This is a genomic window from Terrabacter sp. Ter38 (genome assembly GCF_024519435.1).
Taxonomy (GTDB): Bacteria; Actinomycetota; Actinomycetes; order Actinomycetales; family Dermatophilaceae; genus Terrabacter.
Genome location: NZ_JALJRZ010000011.1, coordinates 26,329 through 44,244, shown reverse-complemented (window position 1 = coordinate 44,244; position 17,916 = coordinate 26,329). Strand labels below are relative to the sequence as shown.

Below are 17,916 nucleotides of genomic sequence, written 5' to 3'. Positions count from 1 at the left end.
CGCCGGACCATCATGACGAGAAGGGGAGCCTCATGAGCACCAGTGCGGTTCGCAACGACAGCACCGCCTCACCGGGCGGCAACCGGTGGCTCATCCTCGTGGCGGGAGTGCTCGTGCAGCTCGCCATCGGCGCCGTCTACGCCTGGAGCGTCTTCGCCAAGGCCATCCAGAGCCCGGACGCCTTCGGCTGGTCCAAGGCGCAGGCCTCCGTCCCGTTCGAGGTCGCCATCGGGATGATCTTCGTCGGCAGCTACATCGGCGGCCGGATCCAGGACCGCCGCGGCCCGCGCACGGTCGCCCTCACCGGCGGCATCATCTACAGCCTCGGCGTCATCCTCGCCTCGTTCGCCGGCAAGGACCAGTTCTGGCTGCTCATCCTCGGCTACGGCATCCTCGGCGGGTTCGGACTCGGCATGGCCTACATCGTCCCGATCGCCATGCTGCAGAAGTGGTTTCCCGACAAGCCCGGTCTCATCACCGGCATCGCGGTGGCCGGCTTCGGCTTCGGTGCCGTCATCACCGCGCCCTTGGGACAGCGACTCATCGCCGGTGACCCGTCACTGCCCACCAAGGCGTTCCTCCCCCTGGGCATCGGCTACCTCGTCGCGGTCGTCGTCGGTGCGAGCCTGTTCCGCAACCCACCGGAGGGCTACCTGCCGCCCGGTATGGCTGCGCCGGCCGCGGCTCACGGGGCCGGGACGCGGACGAAGGACCCGGTGCCCGAGGCGGACTTCACGGCGGACGAGGCCCTGCACACCAAGCAGTGGTATCTCCTGACCGCGATCCTCACCCTCAGCGTGACGGCGGGCATCTCGCTCATCTCGGTCGCCGCGGGCAGCGCGAGCGACGTCGCCGGCTACTCCGCCGCTGCCGCGGCCAGCCTCGTCGGCGTGCTCGGCCTCTTCAACGGTGGCGGTCGCATCCTCTGGGGCTGGCTCTCGGACCGCATCGGCAAGATGCCGGCCTTCATGGGGATCCTCGGGATCCAGGGCGTGTGCCTGCTGCTCATCCCGCACGTCGCGTCGCCGGCGCTCTTCGCCTTCCTCGCCGCGCTCGTCTACCTCTGCTACGGCGGCGCGTTCGGCACGATGCCGTCGACGGCGGGGCGCTTCTTCGGAGTGCGCAACGCCGGTGCGATCTACGGCCTGATGCTCATCGGCTGGAGCATCGGTGGCATCGTCGGTCCGCTGCTCATCTCCTCGCTCATCGGTGAGCAGAAGGCCTACACGCTCGGCTTCACCGTCGTCGGCATCATCGCGCTCGTCGGCATGGCGCTGCCGCTGCTGACGAAGAGGCCCGCGCCCCGGACCGCGAGCTCGGCCGTCGGGGCACCGGACAGCACCACGTCCCGCCGCTGACCACGGTGGTCACTCACGCACGTCGGCCGGGTCGTGCGACAGGGGCAACCCTGCCGCCAGCCAGGCCTCGACCCCGCCGACCACGTCGGTGGACCTGACGAGCCCGACCTCCTGCAGGGACGCGGCGGCGAACGAGCTGCTGTAGCCCTGTCGGCAGATCACGATGATCCGGAGGTCATCGTGTGCCTCGGGGATCCGGGCCGGGCTCGTGGGGTCGAGACGCCACTCGAGCACCGTGCGGTCGATGACGAGCGCACCCGGCAGCTCGCCCTGTCGAGTGCGCTGCGACGGGGTGCGGGTGTCGACGAGCAGGGCACCTGCACGGGTCTCGTCCCACGCCTGCTCGGGCGACACTCGGTCGAGACCCGAGCGCGCCCGGGCGAGGAGGTCGTCGACCCGACTCATCGGACCTGCATCACGTGCTCGCCGCGCGGCACGAGCTCACCGATGACGGTCCCGCCGGGCACCTCGCCGGCGACGAGCAGGCCTCCGCTCGTCTGCGCGTCGGCAAGCAGCAGCAGCTCGTCGTGGTCGACCGAGGCCGCGAGGTGCGGGCGCACCCAGTCGAGGTTGCGCTGGCTGCCACCGGGCACGAAGCCCGCCGCCAGCGACGCCCGCGCCCCGTCGAGGTAGGGCACCGCGGACGCGTCGACGACGGCGGTCACCCCGGACGCGCGGGCCATCTTGTAGAGGTGGCCGAGCAGCCCGAAGCCCGTGACGTCGGTGGCCGCGCGGATGTTGCGCTCCAGGGCGTGCCTGCTCGCGACGTCGTTGAGCGCGACCATGGACGCGACGGCCTCAGGGAAGACCTCACCCGTCGCCTTGTGCCGGTTGTTGAGCACGCCGACACCGAGGGGCTTGGTCAGGCTGAGCGGCAGACCCGCGATAGCGGCGTCGTTGCGCAGCAAGCGATCCGGGTCGGCGACACCCGTCACGGCCATGCCGTACTTCGGCTCGGGGTCGTCGATGCTGTGGCCGCCGGCCACCGGACAGCCGGCAAGGCGCGCGACGTCGAGCCCGCCGCGCAGGACCTCCGCGGCCAGCTCGGGGGGCAGGACGTCCCGTGGCCAGCCGAGGAGGTTCACGGCGAGCACGGGTCGGCCGCCCATCGCGTAGATGTCGGACAGGGCGTTCGCCGCGGCGATGCGACCCCAGTCGTAGGCGTCGTCGACGACCGGGGTGAAGAAGTCGGCCGTCGCGAGCACCGCCAGGCCGTCGGCCACCAGCACGGCGGCTGCGTCGTCGCCGTCGTCGAGGCCGACGAGCAGGTCGGCCCCGGCGATCCCGGTGAGGCCGCGCACCATGTCCTCGAGCTCGCCGGGCGGGATCTTGCACGCACAGCCGCCGCCGTGCGCGTACTGGGTCAGTCGCACCGTGTCCACGCCTGCAGTCTTACCCCACTCCGGGCGTATGCCGTCCGGCCGCCCCGGAGCCCGGGGACCGGTCGACGCCGCCCGGCCCACTGGTCCCTGGCGGGCGGGCGATGGGTACGGTGGGCCGTGGAGGTGTCTGGGCACCTGGTGGTCCCCCCGGTCTTCAACACCGGTGAGACCGAGCATCTCGGTCTGGCGGGTTCGATTCCCGTCCACCTCCGCCAAGTGTGCGTGAGAGAGGACGTCGGTGTGGCGCAGTCAGATCCGCGGCGGACGGTACCGCGCACCGACGTCCTGATGGCCCACCCCGACCTCGTCGCCGCCGTGGCGCGACACGGCGCGGCGACGGTCAAGACGGCGGTCCGCTCGGCGCAGTCGCGGGCCCGCAGCGGCGAGATCGCCGCGGGCGACGTGGTCGCCGCGGCGCGAGAGGCCCTCCCGACCAGGAGCACGACCCTCCGGCCGCTCCTCAACGCCACCGGTGTCGTCGTGCACACCAACATCGGACGGGCGCCGCTGTCCGACGCCGCCGTGGACGCGGTCGTGGCGGCCGCGGCCTACGTCGACGTCGAGTACGACATCGCCACAGGAGCGCGGGCCCGCCGCGGGCGCGGGACCCTCGAGGCGCTCCGGTCGGCCGTGCCGGCTGCGGGCGACGCGCTCGTCGTCAACAACGGCGCGGCAGCGCTCGTCCTGGCCACGACCGCCCTTGCCGCGGGCCAGGACGTGCTGGTCAGCCGCGGCGAGATGGTCGAGATCGGGGACGGCTTCCGGCTGCCCGACCTCGTCGCCTCGACCGGCGCGCGCCTGCGCGAGGTCGGCACGACGAACCGCACCCGGCTCTCGGACTACGCCGCCGCCCTCGGTCCGGACACCGGGTGCATCCTCAAGGTGCACCCGAGCAACTTCCGCGTCGACGGCTTCACGAGCGCCGCGTCCGTGCGGGAGCTCGCGACGCTGGGCGCCCCCGTCGTGGTCGACATCGGCAGCGGGCTGCTGCGGCCCGACCCGATGCTCCCCGACGAGCCCGACGCGACCACGGCGCTCGCTGACGGCGCGACCGTCGTCACGGCGAGCGGCGACAAGCTGCTCGGCGGCCCGCAGGCGGGTCTCGTCCTCGGCGAGGCCGCCACGGTCGAGCGGCTGCGACGCCACCCGCTGGCTCGTGCAGTACGGGTCGACAAGCTGACCCTGGCCGCCCTCGAGGCGACCCTGCGCGGCCCGGCGCCGCCGGTCGCCGACTACCTCCACGTGGACCTCGACCGCTTGCGCTCGCGCACCGAGCGACTCGCCGCGGCAACGGGGGGCGAGGTCGTCCCGGTCGAGGGGCGCGTCGGTGGCGGCGGGGCCCCGGGCCTGCCGCTGCCCGGCTGGGCCGTCGCACTGCCGGAGGACTGCGCCAAGCGCCTGAGGCGCGGCGAGACCGCAGTCGTGGCCCGCGTCGAGCGGGGCCGCTGCCTCGTCGACCTGCGCTGCGTGCCGCCGGAGCGGGACGCCGACGTCGAGCGAGCCGTCCTCGCCGCCCGGGACGTCGACCACCCGAGCGGCGCCTGACGGTGCACGTCATCGCGACGGCCGGACACGTCGACCACGGCAAGTCCACGCTCGTGCGCGCGCTCACCGGGATCGAGCCCGATCGGTGGGCCGAGGAGCGTCGGCGCGGCATGACGATCGACCTCGGGTACGCGTGGACGACCCTCGCCTCGGGCGCCGACGTCGCCTTCGTCGACGTGCCGGGCCACCAGCGCTTCATCGGCAACATGCTCGCCGGCCTGGGGCCGGCGCCCGCCGTCGTCCTCGTCGTGGCTGCCGACGAGGGGTGGCGTCCCCAGTCGGCCGAGCACCTCGCGGCCGTCGACGCGCTCGGCATCTCCCGCGGGCTCGTCGTCGTCACCCGCAGCGACCTCGCCGACCCGGGCCCGGCCGTCGCCGAGGCGCTCGCGCAGGTCGCGCGCACCAGCCTCGCCGGCAGCACGGCGCTCGCGGTGTCGGCCCGCACCGGCCAGGGGCTCGACGCCCTGCGCGCCGCCCTCGACGACCTCGTCGCGTCGCTTCCGGCACCCGACCGGGACGCCCGCATGCGCCTGTGGGTCGACCGGTCGTTCTCGGTCCGCGGCAGCGGCACCGTCGTGACGGGCACCCTGGGCGCCGGGACCATCCGGGTCGGCGACGAGCTCGTCGTCCACCGCACCGACGGCACGTCACAGTCCGTCGGCGTCCGCGGGCTGCAGAGCCTCGGCCGTGCCCGTGACGAGGTGTCGGCCGTGGCGCGCGTGGCAGTCAACCTGCGCGGCATCGGCGTCGACGACGTGGCGCGGGGTGACGTCCTGCTGACGCCCCGCGCCTGGCACGTCACGACGACGCTCGACGCCCGTGTCGTCCGTGCCGTCGATCCCGTTGCCGTGGGTGCCGGTGCGGGTGTGCCCGAGCCGGACCCGCTCCCGTCGCACGTCATGCTCCATGTCGGGACGCTCGCCGTGGAGGCGAGGGTGCGCCCCCTCGGTGCGGGCGCGGTGCGTCTCGCCCTCCCGGCCGCGCTGCCCGTGGTCGCGGGCGACCGCATCCTGCTGCGCGATCCCGGCTCACGCCGGGTCGTGGGTGCTGTGGTCGTGGACGCAGACCCACCCGTGCTCGACCGACGTGGCTCAGCCGCCCGGCGGGCCGAGGTGGTCCGCAGCCTCGACGGTGCGCCCGACCTCGCCCGTGAGGTCGCGCGCCGCGGATGGATGCGTGGGTCCGAGGCCGAGGCGCTCGGGATCGTGGTGCCGCCCGGTGACCGACCCGGCGCGACCGTCGCGAGGCGGGGCGTGTGGCTCGTCGACGACGAGGCCTGGCAGGCGGCGTCGGTCCGCCTGCGGGCGGCCGTCCAGGCGCGGGCCGACGCTGCCCCGATCGACCCCGTGCTCGCCCTCGAGGCGGCCCGAGCCGTAGCGGGCGTGCCGGACCGTGCGCTCGTGAGCGACCTCGCCGCCACCGCCGGGCTCGACATCCGTGACGGTCGGGTCGGGCTGCCCGGACGCTCGGCCGTCCTGTCCAGCGGGGCCGAGGCCGGGCTGAGCAGGATCGAGGCGCGCTTGCGGCAGAAGCCGTTCACAGCGCCGGAGCAGCACGAGCTCGACGCCGCCGGGCTCGGGGCACGCGAGCTCGCCGCCGCCGAGGGCATCGGACGCATCCTGCGGCTGCCCGGTGACGTGGTCCTGCTCCCGAACGCGCCGGCCCTCGCGATGCGCGAGCTCGCGGCCCTGCCACAGCCCTTCACGACGAGCGACGCCCGTCAGGCCCTGGACAGCACGCGTCGCATCGTCATCCCGCTGCTCGAGCACCTCGACCGTCGGGGGTGGACGCGCCGCCTCGACGGATCGCACCGGCAGGTCGCCCGCTGAGCCGACACGGCACGATCGACGAAGACGACGACGCCCAGTCGTCACCGTCGATCGTCCCGTGGGGCCTCGGGAGCGTGCCCGTCGGCGGGACCATCCCGCCGGATCCCTCGCCCGGGCCCGAGAGGGCCGAGGAGGCGAGGAGCGAAGGCCGCGATGGTCAGGCCCGTCGCATCGGACCGGGCGGACGGAGCCGGTCGGGCACGACGAGGAGGACGACGGCGCCGACGATGGCACCGAGCACCGTCTCGAGGAGGCGGTCGCGCAGCAGCGGACCCGCTGGGGCGGCGTGGACGAGCTGGCCCATCATCAGGGCGAGCGGGGTGATGAAGAGGAGCGCCACGGCGTAGTTGCGCCCGACGACGAGCTCGGTGAGCACCTGGAGCACGACGATGACGAGCACCGCCCAGACGCCCTGCGGGGACCACGCGAGGATCGGCGCCGCCACGGCGAGACCGAGGACCGTGCCGACGACGCGGTGCACGCCACGGGTCAGGCGGGACGTGAGGTCCGGTCCCGACAGGACGGTCACGGCGGCGACCATGGCCCAGTAAGGGTGCTGCCACCCGAGCCCGGTCGCGACGGCGCCCGAGACGGACAGCGCGACGACGTGCCGCATGAGGTGCGCTCGCGCGCCGGGAGCCTCGAGCGCGTCGCGGAAGCGGGGCGCCGGCAGTTGCGGCCGACGCCACGCATCGCGGTCGGTCAGCACCCCGACGTGGGAGACGAGCAGCGACACGAGGACGCTGGAGGCGGCCACCGCGGCCGCGACCGGGACGGTCGTCGGACCGGCCGGGACCATCGCGCAGACGGCGAAGGCGAAGACGAGGAAGAGCGGCCCCGGCGGGTGCCACCGGTAGGCGTCGGAGGTGAGCGAACCGGCGGCCGCGAGCAGCGCGCCCAGCACGACGACGAGCCAGCGGGACTCCGGTGCCAGGGACACGACGACGCCGAGCGTCACTGCAAGGGTGAGGAACCCGCCGGCGACAACCTGCATCCCGGCCCGCTCGGGACGGGAGTGGTTGCGGCCGTAGAGCGACGTGAAGGCACCGAACGCGGCATAGGGCGTCCACTCGACGCGACCGACGCACGAGCACGAGGAGGGGGACGAGCACCGAGAGCCCGGCGCGGAGTGCGACACGGTGGGCGCCGCCGTGCGGTCCCCACCGCAGCAGCCCCGGCCAGGCCGGTCGGGGTGGGGGCTGGTTCATCGCTCTCCACTCTAGAGCTCGCCCGGATCCGGGTAGGACTACCCATCGACGCGGCACACCCGGAGCGCGCAGAATCGCGCTGACCGGGCAGGCCGTCCGGTCTCCGGGCGAACAGGGGACACCACATGAAGAAGTCAGCAGTCGTCGCTGCCCTCGCAGCCGCGGCGGTCGCCGCGACGGGAGCGCTCATGACCGCGCCCGCCCTGGCCGTCACGACCGGCGCGAGCGCCCGCAACGTCATCGCCAAGGACTTCCCGGACCCGGGCTTCGCGAAGTTCACGACGCGCGCCCAGGGCACGAAGTACTACCTGTATGCGACGGGTGGCGGCTTCCGGGTCGCTCGCTCGGCCTCGCCCGGCTCGGGCTTCTCGGTCGTCGGCACCTCGATGAACGCCCGCCCGGCCTGGACCTTCGAGTCGACCGACAGCTCTCCCGCGCAGCTGTGGGCACCGCACGTCTTCCAGACCGCGACGTCGCCCGGCTCCGAGCGTTTCACGATGTACTTCGCCGCCCGCCGCGAGGCCCCCGGCACGGCGAACCACAACAAGCACTGCATCGGCGCGGCCCGCTCGTCGTCGCCGACCGGCCCTTTCAGCCCGGTCTCGACGCCCCTCGTCTGCCCGCCCGCCGGCTACTCCGAGGCCATCGACCCGGTCGAGTACCGCACCCGCTACGGCAACCGCTACCTCGTCTACAAGATCGGCAACTACAGCCCGCGCCGCTTCCAGATCATGGCCGTCCGCGTCGACAACTCGACCGGCACGACCCTGGCCGGCTCGCCGAAGGTCGTCCTCAGTGCGAGCCGCATCGGATCGGCCGTCGCCGAGGCGCCCGACGTCTACCGCGACTCCGCCGGCAAGGTGCACCTCTTCGTGTCGCGCAACGGCTACAAGGACTGCAACTACGCCACCCAGGTCTGGTCGGGCAACGACCTGTTCGCCCTCGGCAACCCGCGCTGGGTCGGCGGCATGGGCATCTCGACGACCGACCGCTTCTGCGGCCCCGGCGGTGCCGAGGTGATCAACGACGGCGGCGTGCTCCGTGTCGCCTTCCACGTGCGCAAGACCGCCAGCCCGCTCGTCCGGCCCGCCTGGACCGGCGTCCTGAAGTGGAGCGGCGGCAACCCGTACCTCTCCTGAGGCGGGTCTGGTGGTGGTGTCGGTGGGGGATGGCAGGCTGGGCCCGATGGCGAAGGGCAAGCGAGCCGACGTGCTCGACCGATTCTCTCCGGCGACCGCCGAGTGGTTCCGGAGCAGCTTCAGCGCGCCCACGACGGCCCAGGCCGGCGCGTGGGACGCGATCAGCTCGGGCCACCACACGGTCGTCGTCGCACCCACCGGCTCGGGCAAGACGCTCTCGGCCTTCCTCTGGGCCATCGACCGGATGGCGAGCGACCCGGTGCCCGAGGAGAAGCTCGAGCGGTGCCGGGTGCTCTACGTCTCGCCCATGAAGGCCCTCGCCGTCGACGTCGAGCGCAACCTGCGCGCCCCGCTCGTCGGCATCGGCCACGCCGCGACCCGGCTCGAGCTGGCGCCGCCCGACATCACCGTGAGCGTCCGCTCGGGCGACACCCCGGCCAACGAGCGCCGGGCCTTCGCCCGCACGCCCACGGACATCCTCATCACGACGCCCGAGTCGCTGTTCCTCATGCTCACGTCCTCGGTGCGAGAGGCGCTCAAGGGCGTCGAGACCGTCATCATCGACGAGGTCCACGCCGTCGCGGGCACCAAGCGTGGCGCCCACCTCGCCCTCAGCCTCGAGCGCCTCGACGCCCTCCTGCCCACCCCGGCCCAGCGGGTCGGTCTGTCGGCGACGGTGCGACCCGTCGAGGAGGTCGCGCGCTACCTGGCAGGCGGTCGCCCGGTCGAGATCGTGCAGCCCCCGTCGACGAAGCAGTGGGACCTCGAGGTCGTCGTGCCCGTCCCCGACATGGGCGAGCTGGGCAGCGCGCCCGCCGAGATCTCGCCCGGCGTGCCCGACCTCTCGGGTCCGGCCGCCGGCCAAGCGCCGCAGGCGAGCATCTGGCCGCACGTCGAGGAGCGCATCGTCGACCTCATCGCCGAGCACCGCTCGACGATCGTCTTCTCCAACTCGCGCCGGCTCGCCGAACGGCTCACCTCTCGCCTCAACGAGATCTGGGAGGAGCGCCTCGCCGAGCAGGAGGACCTCCCGGTCCCCAGCCTCGCTGCCCTCTCGACGCGGCCGCCCGCTCAGGTCATGGCCCAGGCGGGGGTCTCTCGCGGGGCGCCGGCGGTGCTCGCCCGTGCCCACCACGGGTCGGTGAGCAAGGAGCACCGGGCCACCATCGAGGAGGACCTCAAGGCCGGGCGCCTCCCTGCCGTCGTCGCGACGAGCAGCCTCGAGCTCGGCATCGACATGGGCGCCGTCGACCTCGTCATCCAGGTCGAGAGCCCGCCGTCGGTGGCGAGCGGACTCCAGCGCGTGGGCCGAGCGGGCCACCAGGTGGGCGCCGTCAGCCAGGGCGTCATGTTCCCGAAGTTCCGCGCAGACCTCGTGCAGACCGCGGTCGTCGTCGAGCGCATGCGCGTCGGCGCCATCGAGTCGCTGCGGATCCCGGCCAACCCCGTCGACGTGCTGGCCCAGCACGTCGTGGCCATGTGTGCCATGGACGACTGGACCGTCGCGGACGTCGAAGCGCTCGTGCACCGGGCCGCGAGCTTCGCCGCGCTCCCGCGCTCGGTCCTCGAGGCGACGCTCGACATGCTCGCCGGGCGCTACCCGTCCGACGAGTTCGCCGAGCTGCGCCCGCGCATCGTCTGGGACCGCGTCACCGACACGCTCTCCGGCCGCCGTGGCGCCCAGCGGCTCGCCGTCACGAGCGGCGGCACCATCCCCGACCGGGGGTTGTATGCCGTGTTCCTCGCCTCCGGGGAGGGGCCCGGTCGCCGGGTCGGGGAGCTCGACGAGGAGATGGTCTACGAGTCGCGCGTCGGCGACGTCTTCACCCTCGGCACGTCGACGTGGCGCATCGAGGACATCACCCACGACCGCGTCCTCGTCACGCCGGCGCCGGGACAGGCGGGCAAGCTGCCCTTCTGGAAGGGCGACCAGCAGGGCCGCCCGGCCGAGCTGGGGCGCGCCCTCGGCGGTTTCGTCCGCGAGATCGTGGGCCTGACGCCCGAGCGGGCCCGCGCGCGGGTCACCGCCGCCGGTCTCGACGAGTGGGCCGCCGACAACCTCATCGGCTACCTCACCGAGCAGAAGGAGGCGACGCGGCACGTCCCCGACGACCGCACCATCGTCGTCGAGCGCTTCCGTGACGAGATCGGCGACTGGCGTGTCGCAGTGCTCTCACCCTTCGGCGGGCAGGTCCACGCACCGTGGGCGCTCTGCGTCGCGGCGCGCATGCGCGAGCGCTTCGGCATCGACGTCCAGGCCATGCACGGCGACGACGGCATCGTCTTCCGCCTGCCCGACCTCGAGTTCGACGACGGCGCTGCCGTCGGTCAGCAGCTCGTCGAGCTCGTCACCCTCGAGCCCGAGGAGGTGAGCGAGCTCGTCACGCAGGAGATCGGGGGATCAGCCCTGTTCGCAGCGCGGTTCAGGGAGTGCGCGGCGCGGGCGCTCCTGCTGCCCCGCCGTCGCCCCGACAAGCGCCAGCCGCTCTGGCAGCAGCGGCAGCGCGCCGCGCAGCTGCTCGAGGTGGCGAGCCAGTACCCCAGCTTCCCGATCGTCCTCGAGGCCGTGCGCGAGTGCGTCCAGGACGTCTTCGACGTGCCGGGTCTCGTCGAGCTCATGGGCGACATCCGCTCGCGCGCGGTGAGGGTCGTCGACGTCGAGTCGAGCCAGCCGAGTCCCTTCGCCAAGTCGCTCGTCTTCGGCTACGTCGCGCAGTACCTCTACGAGGGCGACTCGCCGCTGGCCGAGCGCCGGGCCGCGGCGCTGGCCCTCGACCCGTCCCTCCTGTCCGAGCTGCTCGGCCAGGGTGAGGCGCTCGCGCTGCGCGACCTGCTCGACCCCGAGGCGGTCGCCCGCACCGAGGCCGAGCTCCAGCGGCTGACGCCCGAGCGGGGCGCCCGCGACGGCGAGGACGTCGCCGACCTGCTCCGGGTGCTCGGCCCGCTGTCGGTGCGGGACATCGTCGCCCGTGCGGCCGAGGGCTTCGAGCCGTCGGCCGTCGAGACGGCCCTCGCCGAGCTCGAGGCAGCCCGCCGGGTCATCGCCGTGCGCGTCGGTGGCGACCACCGCTGGGCCGCCATCGAGGACGCCGCGCGGCTGCGCGACGCCCTCGGCACCGCGCTGCCGGTCGGCGTGCCGCAGGCCTTCCTCGACCCGGTGCCCGACCCGCTCGCCGACCTCGTCGCGCGCTTCGCCCGCACCCACGGGCCCTTCGCCGTCCAGACCGTCGCGGCGTGGTGGGGCATCGGTCCTGCGGTCGTCCACGACGCGCTGCGCCGTCTCGTCTCGGCCGGTCGGGTGGTCGAGGGCGAGCTGCTCCCCACCGAGAACGGCGGTGGGCACGGTCCCGAGTTCTGCGACGCCGAGGTGCTGCGGCTGCTCCGGCGCCGCTCGCTCGCCGCGCTGCGCCACGAGGTCGAGCCGGTCGCCCAGCCCGATCTGGCACGCTTCCTCCCGCAGTGGCAGGGCGTCGGGGGCGGCCTGCGTGGCCGGGAGGGTCTGCTCCGAGCCGTCGAGCAGCTGACCGGCGCCGTCGTGCCGGCGAGCGCCGTCGAGTCACTGGTGCTTCCGGCCCGCGTCGCCGACTACCGCCCGGCGCTCCTCGACGAGGTGATGAGCTCGGGCGAGGTCGTCTGGCGCGGCCACGGGTCTCTGCCCGGCGACGACGGCTGGGTCAGCCTCCACCTCGCCGACGCCGCCCACCTGACGCTGACCCCACCCGAGGTCGTCGACCTCACCGACGACGAGCAGGCCGTCCTCGAGGCGCTCGAGGGCGGCGGCGCGTACTTCTTCCGGGCACTCTCGACGCGCGTGGGCCTCGGCGACACCGAGCTCAACGACGCGCTGTGGTCGCTGCTGTGGTCGGGGCGCCTCACCAACGACACCATCGCGCCGCTGCGTGCCCTCCTCGCCGGGGGGCGCACCGCCCACAAGCGCGCGACGTCCGGACCCAGATCGACGAGGTATGCCGGCCGGCGCGGCTCGCTGGGCCGCTTCGGCTCCCTGCGCGGTCCCCTCGCCGGCACGAGCCCGTCCAGGGTCGAGGCCGCCGAGGAGGCGGCGTCGGGCAAGGCGCTGACGGCGGGGCGCGCGGCCGGGTCCGGACCGTCGACCGGCGTCGGTCGCTGGACGTCGCTGCCGCCCGCCGAGTCCGACCCGACGGTGCGGGCCGTCACCAACGCCGAGCTGCTCCTCGACCGCTACGGCGTCCTGACGCGCGGGTCGGTCGTCACCGAGGACGTCCCCGGCGGCTTCGCGGCCGTCTACCGCGTGCTCGCCGCGGCCGAGGAGGCCGGCAAGGTGCGGCGCGGCTACTTCGTCGAGGGCCTCGGCGCCTCGCAGTTCGCCTCGACGGGAGCCGTCGACCGGCTCCGGTCGATGTCGCGACTCCCAGGTGGTGACGACGGGGGCCGACGGGCCGACGCCGCCGACGGTGACGAGTGGCTGACGCCCTCGTCCTCTGCCTCGCCCGGCCGAGGCGGCTCCCGCGGCCGTGAACGCTCCGGGCCCCCGGCCCTCGTGCTCGCGGCCAGCGACCCCGCCAACCCCTACGGTGCCGCCATCGGATGGCCCGAGCGTGGGCTGACCGACGCTGCCGACGAGCCAGCGCAGTCCCCGAAGGCGTCCCGCCGCACGGGGCACCAGCCCGGTCGCAAGGCGGGAGCGCTCGTCGTCCTCGTCGACGGCGAGCTCGTCCTCTACGTCGAGCGCGGCGGCAAGACGATGCTCTGCTGGTCCGACGACCCCGAGCGCCTCCAGGCCGCTGCAGACGCGCTCGCGCTCGCCGTCCGCGAGGGAGCCCTCGGTCGACTCACCGTCGAGAAGGCCGACGGCGCCTCGGTGCTGGGTTCGGACCACCCGCTCGTGCAGGCCCTGTCGCAGGCCGGATTCCACATGACGCCGCGGGGCCTGCGCCTGCGCCGTTAGCCGAACGGGTCGACGTCGGTCATCGTCACGGCGCTCGGCGCCGTGGGCCGCCACGCGAGGGACTCCTGAGTGCCGAGGCGTGCTCGCAGAGCCCGCTGGGCGGCATACCACCCGATGAGCTCGGAGAGCTCGTCCGCCCGGAGCCAGACGACCGCACGCCCAGCGCAGCTCGACCGCTGTCGGAGTCAGGGAGACTCCACCCGGCGAGGCGCGACCCAGGACGAAGGGCGCCAGCCCGGCGCAGGAGGCGAGGGTGACGAAGCCGAAGACCACGGCTGCCCAGGGCGGGGTGCGCACCACCATGAAGACGCACCGCGCCGTCACGAGGACCGCATGGGCCAGCGGCGTCGCGAACGACCCGCGCGAGCGGAGGACGGCGGTCGACAGTGCGCCGGACGGGGCCGACGCGAGGACCAGCCGTGCCCGGGCGCCGCACGCTCCACGACCAGCGGGAGACCGCCTCGACGACCCACGCGGCCGCGCCGCACGTGGCCATCGCGCAACCAGAGCGGTTCCGCGCGTGTCACGACGAGGAGCGCCACGCACCCACCCGCGAGTCGGCGAGGACGGCGAGCTCGACGAGGAAGAGCAGCACGTACGTGCCGGCGCGCCACCGGTCGAGCATCCGCCGGATGAAGGCCGGACCGTTGCGGGCGGCACCGGGTGAGCCGGCCACGGCGTCCCGGGCGCTCGACCCCCGCCCGTGGATCACGACGACGACCTCGAACCGGTCGGCCGGGAGGGTCTGGGCTGCCAGCGCACCGAGGCACGCGGACACCCGGTCGCAGGAGCCGTGGGCGGACACCACGACGGAGAGGTCACGCACCCGGCGAAGGTAGTCGCGGGATGTGAATAGGCTGGATGGGCGCGCGACCGCGCAGGTGAACGACCGGTGATCAGGAGGTGGCGTGCCCGAGGGAGACACCGTGTGGCGCACCGCCACCCGCCTCGACCAGGCCCTCTCCGGCCGCGAGATCGTCGAGTCCGACCTGCGCTGGCCGGGGGAGATCGCCACGGCAGACCTCACGGGCCGCACGACGCTCGAGGTCGTCAGCCGCGGCAAGCACGTGCTGCACCGGGTCGAGGGTGGTCTCACGCTCCACTCGCACCTGCGGATGGAGGGCCAGTGGCGCGTCGAGGCGACGCCCGGACTGCCCGCCCGGTGGCGGCGCAACCCGCAGCTGCGCGCCCTCGTCGCGGCGCCGGACTGGACCGCTCTCGGGCTGCGTCTGGGCATGCTCGACCTCGTGCCGACCGCCCGCGAGGGTGACCTCGTCGGACACCTCGGGCCCGACGTGCTCGGCCCGGACTGGGACCTGGAGCTCGCCGTCGACCACGTCTCGGGGGCCCGGGTACCGATCGGTCAGGCGCTGCTCGACCAGCGCAACCTCGCCGGCATCGGCACGATGTGGTGCGCCGAGACGCTCTTCCTCGAGCGGGTGCCCCCGTGGAGCCTCGCCGACGAGCTGGGCCGCGAGACCGTCGAGCGGGTCGTGTCGCGCGCCCACCGCCTCATCGACAACGGCCGTCGTCACGCGGTCCAGTCGAGCACCGGCAGCCAGCGCCTCGACGAGGCCCACTACGTCCACGCCCGCAGCGGCCGGCCCTGCCGACGCTGCGGCGCGACGGTCCGCGTCGCGATGATCGGCGAGCCCACCCGCGAGCGCACGATGTTCTACTGCCCCGGCTGCCAGGGCGGCCTGGGACCGACCGACGACGGCCGGCCCCAGGCACCCCTCGGCTCTAACCGGGGAGCAGCCCGGTCGCGACGCTCGTACTGAAAGGGCTGCGGCTGTCGGTGGGCGGTCCTACCGTGAAGGATCCGCTTCACCCCGAGAGGAGCACGGCCATGGCATCCCGCCTCAACCCCTACATCAGCTTCAAGGACGACGCCCGAGCGGCGATGGAGTTCTACAGGTCTGTCTTCGGCGGCGAGCTGACGGTGTCGACGTTCGGCGAGTTCGGTGAGAACGGTCCCAGCGCCGACAACGTCATGCACGCACTGCTCGAGACGCCGAGCGGCTACACGATCATGGCGTCCGACACCCCCGAGCAGATGCCCTACCAGCCGGGCACCAACATCTCGGTGAGCCTGAGCGGCGACGACAGCGACGAGCTGCACGGCTACTGGGACAAGCTCGCCGACGGTGGCTCCGTCATGATGCCCCTCGAGAAGCAGGCGTGGGGCGACGAGTTCGGCATGCTGACCGACCGGTTCGGCATCGGCTGGATGGTCAACATCGGCAGCGGGCAGACCGACGAGGCACCGACGGGGTGACCTCGGACGGGTCCGGTCGGGAGCTCAGTCCCGGCCGGGGCCGCCGTAGTGGCGCGCCAGCTGACGGGTGAGCTCGTCCGGACCGATGAGACTCGAGTGCGTGCCCGCGGTGCCGCACGCCCACGCGCCCGCCACGGTCCCGGCCCGTGCCGCCGCGCGGGCGTCGCCGCCGGCCAGCCACGCGTGCAGGAACGCCGAGACGTACGCGTCGCCCGCGCCGTTCGAGTCCACGGCCGGGCGGCCCTCGATGTCGACGGCGGACACGGCGAAGGACCCGCCCTCGCGCACCGTCACCCGGCTGCCGCGGGCGCCGTCCATGACGACGACGAGCCGCGCCCGTCCGCGGTCGAGCACGTCGGAGACGACGTCGTCCTCCACGCCGTCGAGGCGCGAGCCCGACACGAAGACGAGGTCGGCGGCATACGCGAACGGCCGGTGGTGCGGGTTGCGCCCGTCCCAGTCGTGCAGGTCGGTCGAGGTCGTGGTCCCCGCGGCCGTGGCGTCCTCGAGGGCGCCGACGGTCCACGGCATGATCGAGGCGTGCACGTGCCGCGCCCCCTCGAGGGGGCCGCGCCAGAGCGCCGGGTCGGGTGCGAGGTCGTAGGGGTGGCGCGGGTCGTAGAAGGACATGCGGCGGCCGGTCGCGTCGACGAGGTTCACCGCCCGACGGGTGCCGCTCTCGTGGACGACGTGGTCGAAGGCGAGCCCCTCGTCCGCGAACCGGTGCAGGAGCATCCGGCCCTCGTGGTCGTCGCCGATGACGTCGACGAGACGCGTGGCGAGGCCGAGGCGGTGGCAGCCGAGCGCGACGCCGCTGCCCGTGTGGCCCACGACGGTGTCGATCGGAGGGACGACGTGCGAGTCGGCGAAGGGGACCGGCAGGGCGTCGACGCGCACGATGGTGTCGACGCCGGCACCGCCGACGACGAGGACGTCAGTCATCACGGCCTCATTGTGCACGGCCGGGTGCGGTCAGGGACGCGTGACGCTGAGCAGACCGAGGCACATCTCGTCGGTCGTGCCCTCGCCCCAGACGACGTAGCGCTCGGGCAGCCCCTGGAGGTCGGGCAGCTTGTCGCGCCAGGCCTGGTCGTGGGTGCAGCTGACCCGGATCGAGTCACCGGGGCGGATCGCCGTCGCCGGGATCGGGACGGAGCCCTGGTTGTCGAAGTCCCAGACCTTGATGTCGAGCAGGGTCTTCGCGCGCGCCGTGCCGGGGTTGAGGTCGATGCGCAGCGACGAGCCGAGCAGGTGCATGTGCCCGGCCACGGCGCGGATCGTCGCAGCCTGCTCGACGCTGCGCGTGCACGACTGGGTGGCGCCGGGGGTCGGGATGAGCGTGCCGTCGCAGACGAGCAGCAGGCCGTTGACGATGCGTGACGACATCGGCCCGAAGCGCTCGGTGACGTCGGCGACCGCCGCGTTCCGGTCGCACAGCGGACCGGACTTGCCTGCGCGACAAGGCAGCTCGACCGGCGCGGGGTAGAGCATCGTCTCGAGCGGCTTGAGCTTCGGCAACGCGGACAGGCGCAGCTGGACGGACGTGCGGTCGGGCGTCACGCCGTGCCGGAGGTTGTAGTGGACCTGCATGACGAGGAGGGAGCCGTGCTGCATGGGGATGCCGACGTCGGCCGGCAGGACGTTCGCGCGGCCGCCCGGGGCCCACGCGCCGACCCACGGGGCGTCGTCGAGGCTCGCGCCGCGCGACCCGAGGCCGGCGCCGCCGAAGCAGGTCCAGCCGGTGCCGCCCGACTCGGCGTCCTTCGCTCGGGCGGCCGCTGCAGCCGACGGCGGAACGCGGAAGAGGATGACGTGGTGCACTTCCTGCGGCTGGCCCGGCGCGATGTCGAAGCCGGTCACGAACTCGTCGCGCGTGACCTTGGGGTCGAGGACGAAGCACCGGTAGTCGTCGGTGCCGGTCGTCGGCGCCTTCGGCGTGTAGGACACCGGTGACGTCACGGTCCGCATCGACTCGCCGGCCCGCAGCGCCGTCGGCTTGGCCGGGCTGACGGGCTTCGCGGCGTGGCCGGTGGCAGCCGTCGTCGGGTGCTCGGTGACACCCGCCGAGTGCCCGGTCGCGTGCCCCTCGAGCCGGGCCTGGGCGGTCGGGTTCGGAGTGCCACAGCCCGCCACGAGCAGGGCGATCGCCGCGACGGCCGCCGCGACCGCCGGGGTCGCGCGCATCGCGGGCCGGCCGCGTCGAGTCCTCATCCCGTCAGTCTAGGAACGTCACCGCGGCGCGGGGCTGTT

13 protein-coding genes and 1 tRNA gene are annotated in these 17,916 nt (G+C 73.9%); 8 read left to right on the top strand and 6 right to left on the bottom strand.

Features of this window, described 5'->3' with window-relative positions; all coding sequences use genetic code 11:
* Positions 1-32: 32 nt before the first annotated feature.
* Entirely contained in the window at positions 33-1,358 is a 1,326-nt protein-coding gene (locus NR112_RS19115) for an OFA family MFS transporter (protein WP_256795877.1), read from the top strand.
* Between the two features lie 9 nt (positions 1,359-1,367).
* Here NR112_RS19115 and NR112_RS19110 read toward each other — a convergent pair whose 3' ends face one another.
* Both NR112_RS19110 and selD read right to left on the bottom strand, forming a co-directional pair.
* Positions 1,368-1,763 carry a rhodanese-like domain-containing protein gene (locus NR112_RS19110; RefSeq protein WP_256795876.1) on the bottom strand — a complete coding sequence of 132 codons (396 nt, stop codon included), beginning with the start codon at positions 1,761-1,763 and terminating at the stop codon, positions 1,368-1,370.
* On the bottom strand, positions 1,760-2,740 hold the full coding sequence (selD, locus tag NR112_RS19105) for a selenide, water dikinase SelD (protein WP_256795875.1): 981 nt from the start codon (positions 2,738-2,740) through the stop codon (positions 1,760-1,762). Before selD ends, NR112_RS19110 begins: the two co-directional genes overlap by 4 nt.
* A 119-nt stretch (positions 2,741-2,859) precedes the next feature.
* On the opposite strand from selD, the gene NR112_RS19100 reads away from it, so the two are divergent.
* The 3 genes from NR112_RS19100 (at position 2,860) to selB (ending at position 6,114) form a co-directional block, all read left to right on the top strand.
* Positions 2,860-2,955, top strand: a tRNA-Sec gene (locus tag NR112_RS19100).
* 25 nt (positions 2,956-2,980) lie between these two features.
* Positions 2,981-4,285 carry an L-seryl-tRNA(Sec) selenium transferase gene (gene selA, locus NR112_RS19095; protein ID WP_256795874.1) on the top strand — a complete coding sequence of 435 codons (1,305 nt, stop codon included), beginning with the start codon at positions 2,981-2,983 and terminating at the stop codon, positions 4,283-4,285.
* Between the two features lie 2 nt (positions 4,286-4,287).
* Positions 4,288-6,114: a selenocysteine-specific translation elongation factor gene (gene selB / locus NR112_RS19090; protein ID WP_256795873.1), complete on the top strand. Its 1,827-nt coding sequence runs from the start codon at positions 4,288-4,290 to the stop codon at positions 6,112-6,114.
* A 157-nt stretch (positions 6,115-6,271) separates the two neighbouring features.
* Here selB and NR112_RS23030 read toward each other — a convergent pair whose 3' ends face one another.
* Positions 6,272-7,252: an FUSC family protein gene (locus tag NR112_RS23030; protein ID WP_256795872.1), complete on the bottom strand. Its 981-nt coding sequence runs from the start codon at positions 7,250-7,252 to the stop codon at positions 6,272-6,274.
* 195 nt (positions 7,253-7,447) lie between these two features.
* Here NR112_RS23030 and NR112_RS19080 point away from each other — a divergent pair, with 195 nt between their 5' ends.
* Both NR112_RS19080 and NR112_RS19075 read left to right on the top strand, forming a co-directional pair.
* A complete protein-coding gene (locus NR112_RS19080; protein WP_256795871.1) occupies positions 7,448-8,461 on the top strand; it encodes a glycoside hydrolase family 43 protein in 1,014 nt (337 codons plus the stop codon).
* Positions 8,462-8,507: 46 nt separating this feature from the next.
* Positions 8,508-13,388, top strand: a complete 4,881-nt coding sequence (locus NR112_RS19075; RefSeq protein ID WP_256795870.1) for an ATP-dependent helicase — start codon at positions 8,508-8,510, stop codon at positions 13,386-13,388.
* Positions 13,389-13,911: 523 nt separating this feature from the next.
* Here the strand turns inward: NR112_RS19075 and NR112_RS19070 are convergent.
* Positions 13,912-14,214: a hypothetical protein gene (locus NR112_RS19070; protein WP_256795869.1), complete on the bottom strand. Its 303-nt coding sequence runs from the start codon at positions 14,212-14,214 to the stop codon at positions 13,912-13,914.
* An 82-nt stretch (positions 14,215-14,296) separates the two neighbouring features.
* On the opposite strand from NR112_RS19070, the gene NR112_RS19065 reads away from it, so the two are divergent.
* On the top strand, positions 14,297-15,169 hold the full coding sequence (locus NR112_RS19065) for a DNA-formamidopyrimidine glycosylase family protein (RefSeq protein ID WP_256795868.1): 873 nt from the start codon (positions 14,297-14,299) through the stop codon (positions 15,167-15,169).
* A gap of 68 nt (positions 15,170-15,237) precedes the next feature.
* Positions 15,238-15,666 carry a VOC family protein gene (locus NR112_RS19060; protein WP_256795867.1) on the top strand — a complete coding sequence of 143 codons (429 nt, stop codon included), beginning with the start codon at positions 15,238-15,240 and terminating at the stop codon, positions 15,664-15,666.
* A 24-nt stretch (positions 15,667-15,690) separates the two neighbouring features.
* Here the strand turns inward: NR112_RS19060 and NR112_RS19055 are convergent, their stop codons facing one another.
* Positions 15,691-16,608, bottom strand: a complete 918-nt coding sequence (locus tag NR112_RS19055) for a carbohydrate kinase family protein (RefSeq protein WP_256795975.1) — start codon at positions 16,606-16,608, stop codon at positions 15,691-15,693.
* Positions 16,609-16,638: 30 nt separating this feature from the next.
* On the bottom strand, positions 16,639-17,877 hold the full coding sequence (locus NR112_RS19050; protein WP_256795866.1) for a hypothetical protein: 1,239 nt from the start codon (positions 17,875-17,877) through the stop codon (positions 16,639-16,641).
* Positions 17,878-17,916 lie beyond the last annotated feature (39 nt).